The organism is Phenylobacterium sp., from assembly GCF_035944335.1.
Taxonomy (GTDB): domain Bacteria; phylum Pseudomonadota; class Alphaproteobacteria; order Caulobacterales; family Caulobacteraceae; genus Phenylobacterium.
This window is the reverse complement of record NZ_DASZBG010000118.1, coordinates 1-15,320: the sequence shown is the minus strand read 5'-3', so window position 1 is coordinate 15,320 and position 15,320 is coordinate 1. Positions and strand designations below refer to the sequence as shown.

At 71.0% G+C, this 15,320-nt stretch carries 17 protein-coding genes and 1 tRNA gene; 8 read left to right on the top strand and 10 right to left on the bottom strand.

What is annotated here, in order from left to right; genetic code table 11:
- Positions 1-6: 6 nt before the first annotated feature.
- Both VGT80_RS17855 and VGT80_RS17850 read right to left on the bottom strand, forming a co-directional pair.
- The gene (locus tag VGT80_RS17855) at positions 7-624 is read right to left on the bottom strand and encodes a ribonuclease D (RefSeq protein WP_327458005.1); all 618 of its coding nucleotides are present in this window, start codon (positions 622-624) and stop codon (positions 7-9) included.
- Between the two features lie 90 nt (positions 625-714).
- A tRNA-Leu gene (locus VGT80_RS17850) sits at positions 715-801 on the bottom strand.
- A gap of 154 nt (positions 802-955) precedes the next feature.
- On the opposite strand from VGT80_RS17850, the gene VGT80_RS17845 reads away from it, so the two are divergent.
- Entirely contained in the window at positions 956-1,924 is a 969-nt protein-coding gene (locus VGT80_RS17845; RefSeq protein WP_327458004.1) for a complex I NDUFA9 subunit family protein, read from the top strand.
- A 58-nt stretch (positions 1,925-1,982) separates the two neighbouring features.
- Positions 1,983-2,888: a sulfotransferase domain-containing protein gene (locus VGT80_RS17840; RefSeq protein WP_327458003.1), complete on the top strand. Its 906-nt coding sequence runs from the start codon at positions 1,983-1,985 to the stop codon at positions 2,886-2,888.
- Positions 2,889-2,894: 6 nt separating this feature from the next.
- Here the strand turns inward: VGT80_RS17840 and VGT80_RS17835 are convergent, their stop codons facing one another.
- Together VGT80_RS17835 and VGT80_RS17830 are read right to left on the bottom strand one after the other, a co-directional pair.
- Positions 2,895-3,701 carry an undecaprenyl-diphosphate phosphatase gene (locus VGT80_RS17835; protein ID WP_327458068.1) on the bottom strand — a complete coding sequence of 269 codons (807 nt, stop codon included), beginning with the start codon at positions 3,699-3,701 and terminating at the stop codon, positions 2,895-2,897.
- A 95-nt stretch (positions 3,702-3,796) separates the two neighbouring features.
- Positions 3,797-4,102 (bottom strand): helix-turn-helix domain-containing protein, encoded by a 306-nt coding sequence (locus tag VGT80_RS17830; RefSeq protein ID WP_327458002.1) that lies wholly within the window; start codon positions 4,100-4,102, stop codon positions 3,797-3,799.
- Positions 4,103-4,184: 82 nt separating this feature from the next.
- Here VGT80_RS17830 and VGT80_RS17825 point away from each other — a divergent pair, with 82 nt between their 5' ends.
- Positions 4,185-4,550, top strand: coding sequence for a VOC family protein (locus VGT80_RS17825; RefSeq protein WP_327458001.1), 366 nt, complete (start codon positions 4,185-4,187; stop codon positions 4,548-4,550).
- 10 nt (positions 4,551-4,560) lie between these two features.
- Here the strand turns inward: VGT80_RS17825 and VGT80_RS17820 are convergent, their stop codons facing one another.
- The gene (locus VGT80_RS17820) at positions 4,561-5,724 is read right to left on the bottom strand and encodes a citrate synthase (protein ID WP_327458000.1); all 1,164 of its coding nucleotides are present in this window, start codon (positions 5,722-5,724) and stop codon (positions 4,561-4,563) included.
- Positions 5,725-5,807: 83 nt separating this feature from the next.
- Here VGT80_RS17820 and VGT80_RS17815 point away from each other — a divergent pair, with 83 nt between their 5' ends.
- The 4 genes from VGT80_RS17815 to queG all read left to right on the top strand — a co-directional run bounded on the left by VGT80_RS17815 (position 5,808) and on the right by queG (position 9,901).
- The gene (locus VGT80_RS17815; protein ID WP_327458067.1) at positions 5,808-6,893 is read left to right on the top strand and encodes a citrate synthase/methylcitrate synthase; all 1,086 of its coding nucleotides are present in this window, start codon (positions 5,808-5,810) and stop codon (positions 6,891-6,893) included.
- An 85-nt stretch (positions 6,894-6,978) separates the two neighbouring features.
- The gene (locus VGT80_RS17810; protein ID WP_327457999.1) at positions 6,979-7,917 is read left to right on the top strand and encodes a cation diffusion facilitator family transporter; all 939 of its coding nucleotides are present in this window, start codon (positions 6,979-6,981) and stop codon (positions 7,915-7,917) included.
- Between the two features lie 96 nt (positions 7,918-8,013).
- Complete coding sequence (locus VGT80_RS17805; protein ID WP_327457998.1) at positions 8,014-8,700, top strand: glutathione S-transferase family protein; 687 nt, start codon at positions 8,014-8,016, stop codon at positions 8,698-8,700.
- Complete coding sequence (queG, locus tag VGT80_RS17800) at positions 8,681-9,901, top strand: tRNA epoxyqueuosine(34) reductase QueG (RefSeq protein ID WP_327457997.1); 1,221 nt, start codon at positions 8,681-8,683, stop codon at positions 9,899-9,901. The genes VGT80_RS17805 and queG overlap by 20 nt, the downstream gene beginning before the upstream one ends.
- Positions 9,902-9,983: 82 nt before the next feature.
- Here the strand turns inward: queG and rfbC are convergent, their stop codons facing one another.
- Complete coding sequence (gene rfbC / locus VGT80_RS17795; RefSeq protein WP_327457996.1) at positions 9,984-10,538, bottom strand: dTDP-4-dehydrorhamnose 3,5-epimerase; 555 nt, start codon at positions 10,536-10,538, stop codon at positions 9,984-9,986.
- 31 nt (positions 10,539-10,569) lie between these two features.
- On the opposite strand from rfbC, the gene VGT80_RS17790 reads away from it, so the two are divergent.
- On the top strand, positions 10,570-11,610 hold the full coding sequence (locus VGT80_RS17790; RefSeq protein WP_327457995.1) for a glycosyltransferase family 2 protein: 1,041 nt from the start codon (positions 10,570-10,572) through the stop codon (positions 11,608-11,610).
- On the opposite strand, the gene argE is transcribed toward VGT80_RS17790, so the two are convergent.
- From argE to VGT80_RS17770, 4 genes are all read right to left on the bottom strand, one after another.
- The gene (argE, locus tag VGT80_RS17785; RefSeq protein WP_327457994.1) at positions 11,582-12,748 is read right to left on the bottom strand and encodes an acetylornithine deacetylase; all 1,167 of its coding nucleotides are present in this window, start codon (positions 12,746-12,748) and stop codon (positions 11,582-11,584) included. The genes VGT80_RS17790 and argE overlap by 29 nt on opposite strands.
- Positions 12,749-12,943: 195 nt before the next feature.
- Positions 12,944-13,471, bottom strand: coding sequence for an FKBP-type peptidyl-prolyl cis-trans isomerase (locus VGT80_RS17780; RefSeq protein ID WP_327457993.1), 528 nt, complete (start codon positions 13,469-13,471; stop codon positions 12,944-12,946).
- Between the two features lie 15 nt (positions 13,472-13,486).
- Entirely contained in the window at positions 13,487-14,695 is a 1,209-nt protein-coding gene (locus tag VGT80_RS17775; RefSeq protein ID WP_327457992.1) for a threonine ammonia-lyase, read from the bottom strand.
- Positions 14,696-14,729: 34 nt separating this feature from the next.
- A partial coding sequence (locus VGT80_RS17770) for a hypothetical protein (RefSeq protein ID WP_327457991.1) occupies positions 14,730-15,320 on the bottom strand: 591 nt, incomplete at its 5' end.

Sequence of the window (15,320 nt, the reverse complement as noted above, 5' to 3'; positions counted from 1 at the left end):
GGCGGGTCAGCTATGGGCGAAGATGTCGATGTCTTCCCACCCCGCCACGTCCAGCAGGGCGCGGTTCGGCAGGAAGTCGAAACAGGCGCGGGCCAGGCCGTCGCGGCCCTCGCGGACCAGCATCTCGTCCAGCCGGGCCCTCAGCGCATGCAGGTGCAGCACGTCGGAGGCGGCATAGGCGACCTGGTCCTCGCTGAGCTGGGCCGCGCCCCAGTCGGAGCTCTGCTGCGCCTTGGAGAGGTCGACGCCCAACAGCTCCTTGACCACGTCCTTCAGCCCGTGGCGATCGGTGTAGGTGCGCGCGATCTTCGAGGCGATCTTGGTGCAGTAGACCGGCCCGGTGACCACGCCCAGGTGCAGGTGGAACATGGCGATGTCGAAGCGGCCGAAGTGGAACAGCTTCAGGACGCCCGGGTCGGTCAGGAGCCGCTTCAGGTTGGGCGCGTCGTAGCCGGGGCGCGACAGCCGCACCACATGGGCATCCCCGTCGCCCGCCGACAGCTGCACCACGCAAAGCGGATCGCGTCCGAGCCTCAGGCCCATGGTCTCCGAATCGACAGCCACCGCGCTCGCGCCGGCCAGGGCGCCCTCGGGGAGGTCTCCGTCATGCAGGAAGGTGGTCACGGCGGCTCCGCGCTCCGGGCGATCTGGCCCCCACTATAGGGAGCGCGAGGGCTCGCGGGGAAGCGCCGGCGGACATGGCCGGCCATCCGATGGTGCCCAGGAAAGGACTCGAACCTTCACGGCCGTTAAGCCACTGGCACCTGAAGCCAGCGCGTCTACCAATTCCGCCACCTGGGCCCGACCCGTCGGATCGCGCGAGCCGGCTTCCTTAAAGGTCGCGCCCCCGTCGGTCAACGGCGCCACTGACGGCGCGCGCACACCGCATTGCGGCGCTGGGCCGCATCGTCTATCGCCATGCTCCTCAGCCCAGCGGAACGGCCCCGGCGCACCCATGCAGAATCTAGTCACCGTCTTCGGCGGATCGGGCTTCATCGGCAGCCAGGCCGTGCGCCAGCTGGCCAAGGCCGGATGGCGGATCCGGGTGGCGGTGCGCCAGCCCAACCTCGCCTACGCCATGCGCCTGCACGGCGACGTGGGCCAGATCGACGTGGTGCAGGCCAATATCCGCAACGAGGCCTCCATCCGCCGGGCGCTGGACGGGGCGAGCGCGGCGCTGAACCTGGTGGGCCTGCTGCACGAGAAGGGCCGCCAGGGCTTCCAGGCCGTCCACGCCATGGGCGCCCGCAACGTCGCCGCCGCCGCCCGCGCCGAGGGCGTTGAGCGCCTGGTGCAGATGTCGGCCCTGGGCGCCGATCTCGACGCCGCCTCGAAGTACGCCCGCACCAAGGCCGAGGGCGAGGTCGCGGCGCGCGAGATCTACGCCGACGCGGTGATCGTGCGGCCCTCCATCGTGTTCGGCGCTGAAGATCGCTTCTTCAACAAGTTCGCCGCCATGGCCCAGGTCAGCCCCTTCCTGCCGCTGATCGGCGGCGGCCACACCCGCTTCCAGCCGGTGTTCGCGGGCGACGTGGCCCGCGCCGTGACCTACGCCGTCACCCGCCCCGAGGCCGCCGGCCAGACCTACGAGCTGGGCGGCCCCGCCGTCCTCAGCTTCCGCCAGCTGATGGAGCTGATGCTTCAGGAGATCGACCGCCATCGCCTCCTGCTGCCCATCCCCTTCGTCGCGGCCGAGGTGCTGGGCGCCCTGGGCGACCTCGGGTCCTTCGTCGTGACGCCGCCGATCACCGCCGATCAGGTGGCGCTGCTGCGCAGCGACAACGTCGTCTGCGGCGCCTATCCGGGCCTGGCCGAGCTCGGGATCACGCCGACCACGCTGGAAGCGGTGCTGCCCACCTACCTCTACCGCTATCGCAAGGGCGGCCAGTACGCCGACCAGGAAGACCGCGCCCTGGCCGTCTAGCCGCATCCAAACCCGCGGAACGCCAGTACATGCTCAAGTCTGTCAGGGAGGCTTGGGTATGAGCGACATGGTTGCGAACTGGCCGCGGAAGGTCCGCGAGTTTCAGAACCACCACATGGATTCCACGGTCTGGAACGATTTCGCGTTCCGCGACGACGACATCATCGTCTCGACCTACGGCAAGTCCGGCACCACCTGGACCCAGCAGATCGTCACCCAGCTGGTCTTCCAGGGCGACCCCACCGTGCCGGTCCATGCGATCTCGCCGTGGTGGGACATGCGGATCATCCCGCCGGAGGTGCGCGAAGAGGTCCGCGCCCAGACCCACCGCCGCATCCTCAAGACCCACCTGCCGGCCGACGCCCTGGTCATGTCGCCGAAGGCCAAGTACCTCTACGTGGCCCGCGACGGTCGCGACGTGGTCTGGAGCTTCTACAACCACCACACGGGCTTCAGGGACGAGGCCTACGCCCTCCTGAACGACACGCCGGGACGCGTCGGCCCGCCCCTGCCCCGGCCCGACCCCGACATCCGCAGCTACTTCAAGACCTGGCTCGAGCAGGACGGCTATCCCATGTGGCCGTTCTGGGAGAACACCGCGAGCTGGTGGGCGCTGCGCAACCTGCCCAACGTCAAGCTGGTGCACTTCGCGAAGCTCAAGGCCGACCTGCCCGGCCAGACGCGCGAGATCGCCGCCTTCCTGGACATCGACGTGCCTGAGGCCAAATGGCCGGAGATCGTCGAGCACTGCAGCTTCGACTTCATGAAGGCCCACGCCGACCTCTACGCCCCGATGGGCGGCTTCCCCTGGGAGAACGGCGGCGACACCTTCATCAACAAGGGCGTCAACGGCCGCTGGAAGGATGTGCTGACGCCAGAGGAGAGCCGCGCCTACGAGGCCATGGCCATCGAGAAGCTGGGTCCCGAATGCGCCCGCTGGCTGGCGACCGGCGAGGGCGGTTAGACCCTCCTAGGCCCGCGACAGCATCACCAGGCCGAGCGCCCCGACCGCGATGCGGAAGATGCCGAACGGCGCCAGGCCGCGCTTGGTGAGGATCGCCAGCATCGCCCGGATCACCACCAGGGCGACCACGAACGACACCCCGAATCCGATCGCGATCAGCGGGATCTCGCCCTTCACCGTCGCCAGCTCGTGGCGGTTCTTGAAGGCGTCCAGCACGAAGGCGCCGGCCATGATCGGGATGGCCAGGAAGAAGGAGAACTCCGCGGCCGCCTTCTTCTCCACGCCCATCAGCATGGAGCCCACGATGGTGGCGCCCGAGCGCGAGGTGCCCGGGATCAGCGCCAGGCACTGGAACAGCCCGATGGCCAGCGACGTGCCGAGCGGCAGCTTCATCGGGTCGTGGCGGGTCGGCGCCGGGACCACCCGGTCGATGAACAGCAGGATCACCCCGCCGACGATCAGGGCGATGCACTGGGCGGTCGGGCTGTCGAACAGGATGGCCTTGATATAGTCGTGGAACAGCGCGCCCAGGATGGCGGCCGGCAGGAAGGCTATCAGCACGCTGAGCACGAACCGCCGGGCCTGCGGATCGCCCGGGATGCGCAGCACCACGTTCCACAGCCGCTGGAAGTAGAGCACCACCACCGCCAGGATCGCGCCGAGCTGGATCAGCACCGTGAAGGTGTCCCAGAAGCCGTCGGGCAGGCCGAGCAGCTTCTTGGTCAAGAGCAGCATGCCGGTCGACGAGACCGGGATGAACTCGGTCAGGCCTTCGACGACGCCCATGATGGTGGCGTTGATCCAGTCCGGCAGCATGGCGCTCTCCCCAAAACGGCAATGGCCGAGGTGGGCGGCAATATGATGAACAAGAGGTTGACCGCAAAGCCGCGATCGCCCGCGCCCCGCCGCTAGCCCCCGGCCTCCCGCCGCCAGGGGCGCAGGGCCTCGTAGCGCGGCGCCTCGGTCAACCCGTCCTTGGTGATCCTGATCAGGCCGCGCCCGGCGAGGTGCCGCACGGCGATCTGCACGCCGCGCTTCGACAGGCCGGTCTGTTCGGCCAGCTGCGCCAGGCTCAACGAGGCGCGCCCGCCGTCCGCCGCGACCGCGATGGTCAGGTAGGCCAGGAAGGCCGAAGGGCGGCGGTCGTGGCCCACCAGGTCGCGCATCAGCGAGTCGATGACGTAGCCGTCCAGCACATGGGGTCTAGTCTTCATTGCTATAGCAATCACTACGTAGCTTCACCTTGGCAAGGCGGGGCCTTAACCGGAAGCTATCGATGCAAGGGACGAGACCGCCGTGATCAAGAAGCTCAACTTCGCGAGTATCCCGACGCGGGATCAGGACCGCGCGCTGGCGTTCTGGACCGAGACAATGGGGTTCAAGGTCGCCACCGACCAGCCTATGGGCCCCAACCAGCGGTGGATCGAGCTGACCATCCCCGGCGCCCAGACGGCCATCGTGCTCTTCACCCCGGAAGGGCACGAGGACCGCATCGGGACCTTCTTCAACGGCTCGTTCGGCTGCGATGACGTCGACTACAGCTACGAGCAACTCGTGAAGCGCGGCGTCGAGTTCACCGGCCCGCCGGAAAAGCAGCCCTGGGGGACCTTCGCGCGGTTCCGCGATCCCGACGGCAACACCTTCGTCCTCTCCAGCCGATAGGGCCGGCCGCTCAGCTGAACTCGGGCTCCGGGCCGACATAGCGCGCGCGGGGCCGGATCAGGGCGTCGCTCTGGCCCTGCTCGATGGCGTGGGCGATCCAGCCGGCGCAGCGGGCCACCGCGAACAGGGCGAAGGGCGCGTCCTGGGCCAGGCCCATGGCCTCACAGGCCGCCACCAGGGTGAAATCGACATTGGGCCCGAGGCCGGTTTCCCGCCGCACCGCCTCCTGCAGCGCCGCGAGCTCCGGCGGCGGGACGAACCGCTCCAGCAGCGCCGCGGCCCGCGGGTCGCCGTCCGGATAGAGCATGTGGCCGAACCCCGGCAGGGCGCGGTCCTCGGCCAGCCGGTTGGCGATCGCCTGGGGCGGGCCAAGCTGGGCGGCCTCGGCGGTGAAGGTCCTGACCGCCGCCGTCGCCATCCCGTGCCGAGGTCCGGTGAGGGTCGCGAGCCCCGCCAGGGCCGCGGCCGACAGCGAGGCCCCCGTCGAGGCCGCCACCCGCGCGGCGAAGGCCGAGGCATTGAGCTCGTGGTCGGCCACCAGCACCAGGCACCGCCGGATCAGGTCCGCGCCCGCGCCGCCGGGCCCGACTCCCCAGGCCAGCGCCAGGCGGTTGTGGATCGCGCCGCCGCCCACCTCGCCGGCGATGGCGTCGGTCAGCACGTCGAGCAGGGTCGCGGCCTCGACCGCCAGCGCCAGCGGATGGCGTCCCCGGGCCGGCGGATCGACCCCGGCGCGCGCCGCCAGCGCCAGGAAGCCGCGCGTGCGCATGTCGGGCGCCGGCAGCGGGTTCGGCCGCTCGGTCCGCTTCAGGGCCGCGCCGTGACCGCCGCGCAGCAGGCGCGCGACGCTCTCCAGGGTCTCGGTTTCCGCCAGCTTGATCGCATCGCGGCCGCGGTAGAACAGCCGCCCGCCCGCCACCGTGGTGATCTCCGAGGCCAGCACCGGCTCGCCCCAGGAGATCGCCCCCGCCGCCACATCGGAGACCTTGCGGCTGCGCGACTTGCGTTGCGTCAGGGCCGCGATGTCGGCGGCCCGATAGAGGCTGCGCCGCGGGTCGCCGGGGTCGGGGCGCACCTGCACCCGGCCGCGGCTCACATAGGCATAGAGGGTCTGCGGCCGCACCCCGAGCCGGGCCCTGGCCTCCTCCGCCGCGATCCAGTCTCTCTGAGGCATATATTGATTACATTGATCAAGATTGACGATGTCACTCTGAAGGTAAATCTGCACCGCAGCAAGAGTGGAGAAGCCCCATGCCTGTGTCCGACGGTCTGGAAGACGTCGTCGCCGCCGAAACCGTGCTGTCCGAGGTCGACGGCCAGGCCGGCCGCCTGATCATCCGCGGCCGCTCGCTGGACGACCTCGCCGGCCGCGCCTCCTACGAGGACGTGGCCCGGCTGCTCTGGGGCGGCTTCTTCGACGGCCTGCCCAGCGACTTCGGCCCTGCGTTGGGCGCCGCCCGCGCCGAGGTGTTCGCCGAGGTCTCGGCCCTCGACACCGGCCTCCTGGCGCTCAGCCCCATCGAGGCCATGCGCGCGCTCACCGCCCGGCTGGCCGACGGCGATAGCGCCGACGTCGCCTTCCGCCTGATGGCCGCCCCGGCCGTGTTCACCGCCGCCGTGGTCCGCGGCCAGGCGGGCGAGGCGCCGGTGCGCCCCGATCCGACCCTGAGCCACGCCGCCGACATCCTGCGGATGGTCAAGGGCCGGCCGCCCAGCCAGGCCGAAGCGCAGGCGCTGGACACCTACCTGGTGACGGTCAGCGACCACGGCCTCAACGCCTCGACCTTCGCGGCCCGGGTGATCGCCTCGACGCGGGCGGGCCTCGGCTCGGCCGTGCTCGGCGGGATCAGCGCCCTGAAGGGGCCGCTGCACGGCGGCGCGCCGGGCCCGATCATCGACATGCTGGACGGCATCGGGACACCCGAGAACGCCAAGCCCTGGATCGAGCAGGCGCTGGCCCGCGGCGACCGGCTGATGGGCTTCGGCCACCGGGTTTACCGGGTGCGCGACCCGCGCGCCGATGCGCTGAAGAAGGCCGTCCGCCGCCTGGGCGAGGGCTCCAATGTGCTGCCGGGCCGCCTGGCCTTCGCCGAGGCCGTCGAGCAGGCGGCGCTGGCCATTCTCAAGGAACGCAAGCCCGACCGCGCCCTCGACACCAATGTCGAATTCTACACGGCGCTGCTGCTGGAGGCGCTGGCCTTCCCGCCGTCGGCCTTCACCTGCGTCTTCGCCATGGGCCGGGTCGCGGGCTGGATCGCCCACGCCCGCGAACAGCTGGCCGGCGGCCGCCTGATCCGCCCGCAGTCGGTCTACGTCGGCCCCATGCCCAAGGTCGCGGCCTAGGCGCTTCCCTTCCCGCGTCGCGGGAAAGGAAGCTGAGAGTCGTTCGCGCTGGCGCGCGGCGCCATCCCGGCTAGTTTCCGGCGCGATGGACACCCACGGCCTCACCGCGAAGGAAAGTTCCGCCCTGACCCGGCGGGTGACCCTGTTCTCGGTCTCCACCGCCGCCATCCTGGTGGCCCTGAAGCTCGCGGTCTGGCTGGTCTCGGGCTCGGTGGCGCTGCTGGCCTCCATGGCCGACAGCGGCCTGGACCTGATCGCCTCCCTCGGCACCTTCTTCGCCGTCCGCTACGCCGTCGCCCCGCCCGACCAGGAGCACCGCTTCGGCCATGGCAAGGCCGAGGCCTTCGCCAGCCTCATGCAGGCGGGCCTGGTGTTCGCCTCGGCCGCCCTGATCGGCCGCGAGGCGATCGGCGACCTGATCCATCCGCACCCGATCGCCAACCAGGGCTGGGCGATCGGGGCGATGGTTGTCTCCATCCTGCTCACCGGCCTGCTGATCGCCGCCCAGGGCCGGGTGCTGCGCCAGACCGCCTCGGTGGCGGTCTCCGGCGACCGGGCCCACTACGCCGCCGACCTGGCCTCAAACGTCATCGCCTTGCTGGGCATAGCCGCCACCGTCTGGCTGGGCCGCGGCAGCCTCGACGCCGCCGCCGCCCTGGTCGTCGCGGCCCTGCTGCTGTGGGGCGCCGTGGGCGTGTTCCGCGAGGCCTCCGGCCAACTCATGGACCGCGAGCTGCCTGACGAGGAGCGCGCCCGCATCGTCGCCCTGATGACCGCCGATCCGCGGCTGACCCACGTCCACCAGCTGCGCACCCGCGCCTCGGGCCCCTTCGTGCACATGCAGATGCACATCGACCTCGACCCGCAGCTGACGCTCGAGGCGGCCCACCAGGTGATCGTCGCGGCCGAGAAGCGCGTGCTGGCGGCTTTCCCCTCGGCGGACATCATCATCCATGCCGATCCCCGCGGCCGCGCCGAACCGCACGGCGGGGCCTTCGCGGAGGTCCACCACGCCGAGGCCTGACCCCGCGGCTGTGCCTTCAAAAGTTAAGTAAACCGGTGCTTAAGGGGAAAAGCGTCTGTTCCGTTTGATGAGTCTCCCGCCCAGCCCCCGCCGGACATGAGCCAGGACCGCACCCTGCATCATTTCCCGCTCGACCCCGCCTCGCGCCAGGTGCGCCTGGCGCTGGGCGAGAAGCGGTTGGCCTTCTCCGAGGTCCAGGTCCGCTATTGGGAGCGTCCGAAGGAGTTCACCACCCTCAATCCCTCCGGCATGACCCCGGTGCTGGTGGAGGGCGACGGCGCCGAGCGGCTGGTGCTCTGCGAGGCCCGCGCCATCCTCGACCACCTGGAGGAGGCCCATCCGGAGCCCGACCTGCTGGGCCGCGAGCCGGCCGAGCGCGCCGAGGCCCGGCGGCTGATCACCTGGTTCGACCGCAAGTTCGAGAACGAGGCCGGCGGCTACCTGCTGCACGAGAAGATGGAGAAGCGCCTGCTGGGCCTGGGCGCGCCCGACCTCGCCAACCTGCGGCGCGGGCGCGAGGGCCTGAAGACCCACCTCGGCTATGTCGAGGGCCTGCTGCAGGAACGCGAATGGCTGGCCGGGCGGCGGCTGTCGCTTGCCGATTTCGCGGCCGCGGCCCATCTGTCGGTCGTCGACTACTTCGGCGACGTGCCCTGGGCCGACTTTCCGGCGGCCAAGACCTGGTACATGAAGCTGAAGTCCCGGCCGGCCTTCCGGCCCCTGCTCACGGACCGCTGGCCGGGTCTCAACCCCGCCAGGCACTATGACGATCTCGACTTCTGAAGCCCCCGAAGACCTGATCCGCGCGCAGGCCCAGGCGCTCGGCTTCGACGTCTGCCGCTTCACCGATCTTCCAGATGGCGCCGGGCGGGACTGGCCGGCCGCCGACCGGCTGGCGGAATACGTGGCCGACGGCCGTCACGGCGAGATGGACTGGATGGCGCAGCCCGCGGAGCGCCGCGCCCATCCCCGCGCCATGTGGGGCGAGGCGCGCTCGGCCATCGTGCTCGGCGTGAACTACGGGCCGGGCGGCGATCCGCTGGCGATATTGCAGGAACCGACCAAGGCGGCGATCAGCGTCTATGCCCAGGGCGACGACTACCACGAGCTGATCAAGGCCCGGCTGAAGGCGCTCGCCCGCTGGCTCCAGGGCCGCCTCGGCGGCGAGCTGAAGGTCTTCGTCGACACCGCGCCGCTCCTCGAAAAGCCGCTCGCCGCCCGCGCCGGCCTCGGCTGGCAGGGCAAGCACACCAACCTGGTCTCCCGCGAGTTCGGCTCCTGGCTGTTCCTGGGGTCGATCCTGACCACGCTGGAGCTGACCCCCGACCCGGTCGAGCCCACCACCTGCGGGACCTGCCAGGCCTGCCTCGACGTCTGTCCGACCCAGGCCTTCCCCGCGCCCTACCAGCTCGACGCGCGGCGCTGCATCTCCTACCTGACCATCGAGCTGAAGGGGCCGATCCCGCGCGAATTCCGCGCGGCGCTCGGCAACCGCATCTACGGCTGCGACGACTGCCTGGCGGTCTGTCCCTGGAACAAGTTCGCCAGCCTGGCCGCCGAACAGAAGCTGCACGCCCGCGACGCCCTGCGCGCCCCGGCGCTGGCCGAGCTTGCCGGCCTCGACGATGCGGCGTTCCGCACCCTCTTCAGCAAGAGCCCGGTGAAACGCATCGGCCGCGACCGCTTCGTGCGCAACGTGCTCTACGCCATCGGCAATTCGGGCGATCCCGCGCTCGCCGGGGAGGCTGAGCGACGCCTCGACGATCCCTCGCCTTTGGTCCGGGGGGCTGCGGTCTGGGCGCTGTCGCGGTTGCTGGCGGCGGACCGGTTCGAGGCCCTGCGGGCCCGGCGTCTGCCACTCGAGGCCGAGCCGGCCGTCCGCGACGAGTGGCTACAGGTGGGCGATCGCGTACAGCCCGACGAGGATCGCCACCCCCGCGAGACCGCCCCAGTAGAGGCCGCCGCTGCGGAGCACCGTCGATAACCGCGTGGGGGGCTTGTAGTCGGGGTTCATGGGCTGCTTTCGGCGGGGGACCCGGCGGCGAGGTGAGGATCGCCCTCTAGGTCTAGAACGTCGGCGGAGCCAGTTCGTTCAGCCGGGGCAGCCCCCGGTCCTTCTCCGACAGCAACGGCTCGCCGTTGAACGGCCAGGCGATGGCCAGGTCCGGGTCGTTCCAGGCGACCCCGCCTTCCAGCTCCGGCGCATACTTGCCGTCGACCTTGTAGAACAGCTCGGTGTCGTCCTCGAGCGTCACATAGCCATGGGCGAAGCCGCGGGGGACGAAGAGCTGCCCGCCGCCGCTCGCGGTGAGGGTCGCGGCGACCCAGCGGCCATAGCTGGGCGACGCCCGCCGTAGATCCACGGCCACGTCGAAAATGGCGCCCTTGATCACCCGCACCAGCTTGCCCTGGGCGTGCGGGGCGGTCTGGAAGTGCAGGCCGCGCAGGGTGCCCTTCCTGGCGTTGAACGCCTGGTTGTCCTGCACGAAGGAATGGGTCAGCCCGGCCTTGGCCATGACGGCCTCGCTCCAGGTCTCGGCGAACCAGCCCCGCGCATCGCCATGCCGCTTGGGCGTGATAAGCAGGACCTCGGGAAGCGCGAGCGGCGTGATCGTGGTCATGTCGTCTCAGAACAGGGGAAGACGCCTTCGGATGGCCCGCCGGGCTCCTAAAGACAAGTCCCTTGCGCCGGCCGTCAGCGTGGTGGTGGTGACCTATCAGAGTGGCCCGACGCTGGAGCTCTGCCTCGCCGCCCTCAAGGCCCAGACCTTCCGCGACCTCGAGGTGATCCTGGTGGACAACGCCTCCAGCGACGGCGCGGCCCAGGCGGCGGCCACGGCCGATCCCGCCCTGCGCCTGATCGCCAACCGCGAGAACCGCGGCTTCGCCGGCGGCGTCAACGACGGGGTCCGCGCCGCGCGCGGCCGCTGGATCGCCCTGATCAATCCCGACGCCTATGCCGAGCCGGACTGGCTCGCCCGCCTGATGGACGCCGCCCGCGCCTACCCCGACGTCCGCGCCTTCGCCTCGCGCCAGCTGATGGCCCAGGACCCCACCCGGCTCGACGGCCTGGGCGATGTCATGTCGGCCGCCGGCTTCCCGTTCCGCGGCGGCTACCGCGCCCGCGACCCCGGCCGGCGCGAGCTCGGCGAGGTGTTCAGCGCCTGCGGCGGCGCCATGCTGATCGACCGGCGACTGTTCCTGGGGATGGGCGGCTTCGACGAGCGGCTGTTCTGCTACTGCGAGGACGTCGACCTCGGCTACCGCCTGCGGCTGGTGGGCGAGCGCACCCTGGTGATCCCCGACGCCGTGGTCCGCCACGAGGGCTCGGCCTCCACCGGCGGCCCGCGCTCCGACTTCGCGGTCTTCCACGGCACGCGCAACCGGCTCTGGGTGTTCGTGAAGGACACCCCGCCCCTGCTGTTCTGGCTGACCGCGCCGCTGCACGTGGCGACCACGGCCCTGCTGTTCGCCCGCCACGCCACGCGCGGCGAGCTGGGGGCGCCCTGGCGGGGGCTGAAGGCCGGACTGGCGGGCCTCCCCGAGGCGTTCGCCGCGCGCCGCGCGACCCAGGCCGGGCGCAAGTCGGGCTCGCTCGAGATCGCCCGCGCCATGACCTGGAACCCGCTCGACCTGTTCCTGCGCCGCGTGGTCATTCGCCGGCTCAAACCTCTTGGGCGGCCCACTCGCTGAGCCGGCGCATGAAGGCCGCGCCGCGCTCCATCTGGCTCACCTCGACATATTCGTCCGGCTGGTGCGCCTGGGCGATCGAGCCCGGCCCGCAGAGCACGGTGGAGAACCCCGCCCCCTGGAACTGCCCGGCCTCGGCGGCGTAGGACACCGCCCGCGCCGGCCCGTTGTCGCCGGCCAGCCGCCGCGCGAACGCCTCGGCCAGGCCGTCCTTCTCCGGGGCGAAGGCCGGCACATTGGAATGCCGCCGGACCGTGACGCCGGCCTCCGGCGCGCGCGCCTTCACCTGGGCGTCCAGCACCTTGGCCAGGTCGAAGAAACCGCCGAGCAACGCCTCGGCGTCCACGCCCGGCGGACAGCGCAGGTCGAAGTGGAAGTGGCATTCGCGGGCCAGGATGTTGTGCGCCGTGCCGCCGTGGACCACCCCGATGGTCAGCGTCGCGCCCTTGGGGGTGAACAGCGAGGCCGGATCGGCCTCCCGCTCCAGCTTTTCCGACAGCGCCACCAGCGCGGCCATCAGCTTGACGGCGACCATATTGGCCGAGACCCCCTGCTGGGTCTGGCTGGAATGCGCCTCGCGACCGGTCACCGTCACGTGGAAGGTCATGATCCCCTTGTGGCCCGAGACCGCCTCCATGTCGGTGGGCTCGCCCACCACCACCAGGGCCGGGCGGGGCAGTTCGCGCCTGATGGTCTCGATCATCGCCGGCGCGCCCAGGCAGCCGATCTCCTCGTCATAGGAGAAGGCCAGATGCACCGGCTTCTTCGGGTTCACCGCCAGGATCTCCGGCGCGGCGGCCAGGGCGAGCGCGATGAACCCCTTCATGTCGCAGGTCCCGCGCCCATAGAGCCGCCCGTCCCGCTGCACGACCGTGAACGGGTCCGACGACCAGGGCTGGCCGTCCACCGGCACCACGTCGGTGTGGCCGGAGAGCACGACGCCGCCCTCCACCATGGGCCCCAGCGTGGCGATCAGGTTGGACTTGGTCCCCTCCGCGTTGGGCACGCGGCGATGCGGCGCGCCCAGGGCGTCGAGGTAGGTCTCGACCCACTCGACCAGCGCCAGGTTGGAGCCGCGCGAGGTGGTGTCGAAGCCCACCAGCGTCTTCAGCAGTCCGGCGGCGGTCGCGAGATCTGGCATGGCGATGAGATAGACCCGCCAGCGGCAACCCCCAAGCCTGTCATCCCGGTTTTGGCCGCAGGCCAAAGACCGGGACCCTCAACGCCTGATCGGTGGCCAGGTCCGCAGCGGCCCCATCGCGACTCCCTTCGACCATCTGGAGCCGAGGATCCCGGTCTTCGCTGCGCGAAACCGGGATGACACGGGAGGGCCGCTCTATCCGTTCGCGACGTTGCCCGGCGCGCGCAGGAAGTCGATCAGCTCGATCTTGAAGATCAGCACCGAGTTCGGCGGGATCTCGCCGCCGGGCGTCCCCTGGGCGCCATAGCCCAGCTTTGGCGGCACATAGAGCATCCAGACGTCGCCCGGCCGCATCAGCGGCAGCGCCTCTTCCCAGGCCGGCACCAGGCGGGCCAGCGGCATGGCCGCCGGCTGGCCGCGCTCGTAGGAGCTGTCGAACACCTGGCCGTCGATCAGCCTGCCTTCGTAGTTGACCTTGATCTCGTCGCCCTTCTGCGGACGCGAGCCGGCGGCCGGACCGGATTGCACCACCTCGTACATCAGCCCGCTCGGCAGGGCGTGGACGCCGGGCTTCCGGGCCATCTTGTCGAGGAAGGCCTGGCCCGCGGGCGTCGGTTTCGATTCGGCCTGGGCCGCGGGGGTCGTGTTGCTGACCGACCGGGCCGGGCCGTGGCAGGCGGTCAGCGCCAGGGCGGCGGCCAGCAGGATCAGGCTCTTGCGCATGCTTCAAACAGTCCCTCAGACGGCCCGGGGGGGATAGCCGCTCTCGCGCAGCGCATCCATCACCTCCTGGGCGTGCTGCGCGTCGCGGGTCTCGATCATGATGTCGAACTCGGCGCCCTTGGCCGGCACGTCCAGCGCCAGGCGGTTGTGCGCCACCTCGATGATATTGGCGCCCATCCGGCCGATCACCGCGGAGACCGTCGCCAGCAGGCCCGGCCGGTCGTCGCCGATGATCCGCAGCGAGACCAGCCGCTGCTCGCGCACCAGCTCGCGGGTCAGCACCGAGGCCAGCAGGCGCGTGTCGATATTGCCGCCGGTGACCACCAGGCCGCACTTCTTGCCGCGGAACTTGCGCGGATAGGCCAGCAAGGCCGCCAGCGAGGCCGCCCCGGCCCCCTCCGCCACGGTCTTTTCCACGTTGCAGTACAGCGCGATGGCGCGTTCGAAGAACGGCTCCTCGATCAGCAGCACCTCGTCGATCAGCGGCCGGGCGATCGCATAGCTCTCGTCGCCCACCTGCTTGACCGCGATGCCCTCGGCGATGGTCGAGGCGCCCAAGGTCGTCGCCGTATTCACCCCGCGCATCTTGGCGGTGAAGGAGGGGAACATCGCCGGCTCCACGCCGACGATCGAGATGTCCTTGTTCATGTGCTTGGCGGCGGTCGCCATGCCGGCGATCAGCCCGCCGCCGCCGATCGGCACCGGCAGCACCTCGAGCTCGGGAACCTCCTCCAGCATCTCCAGCGCCACCGTGCCCTGGCCGGCCATCACCGCCGCATCGTTGAACGGGTGGACGAAGGTCAGCTCCCGCTCGTCGCACAGCCGGCCGGCCGCGGCCTGGGCCTCGTCGTAGCCCTCGCCCTCGATCACCACCTCGGCGCCGTGGGCGCGGGTCTGCTGCACCTTCACGAAGGGCGTGGCCTTGGGCATGACGATGGTCACCGGGATGCCCAGGCGCGCGGCGTGGTAGGCCAGGCCCTGGCTGTGGTTGCCGGCCGAGGCGGCGATCACCCCGCGCTGCCGGGCGTTCTCGCCCAGCTGCAGCAGGGCGTTCAGCGCGCCGCGCTCCTTGAAGGCGGCGGTGAACTGCAGGTTCTCGAACTTCACCCACACCTCGGCGCCGGTGATCTCCGACAGGGTCCGCGAATAGCGGCACGGCGTGCGCTCGATGTGCCCCTGCAGCCGGTCGCGGGCCGCGAGGATGTCGTCGAAGGAGAGGGTCATGGAAAGCCGGGGGGCAGCGCGAAAGGCGGGCAACCTAACGGCGCGGGGCTCCGGGGGCAACGTTCGCAGGCGCCAAGGCGCCGATGGTGGTGATCAAGCGCAGCTCGCGACCCTGCGCTTCGCACCGAACGTCCACCCGCCGGGCGGCGGCCCAGGCGGGTTCGGTCGGGATGAGGCTGAGCATCACCGCCTTTCCCGACCCCGCGACGGCCGTGCGGCCGGTGACCAGGTCGGGAGCGCCGTCCATGGACAGGCTGAACCCGCCCGACGCATCGAAGGCCAGGGTCAGGCCGCCGGTGTCCGGCCGGTCCCCCGCCACCCGGACGCGGGTCAGGTCGAGCCGGTCGCCGACCCCAAAGGCCGTCAGCGTCTCGCCGGAGCCGTCCTGCGCCGCGATGGTCAGCTCGCCCTGCGGCGTCCGCGCGGTTATGGCGTAGGCGATCTCCCCGGCCGCCGTCCCGAAGCGCCAGCCGGCGCCCACCTCGAAGCGGGACGGCGTCGTCCGCGGCGTAAGGATCACCTCGCCTGCCCGCACCACGCCCATGGCGTGGGTCTCGGTGTAGTAGCCCTCCTGACCGACGAAGGCGGCGGTCCGCACCTTCACCGGCAGAAGGTATTCGGCGCC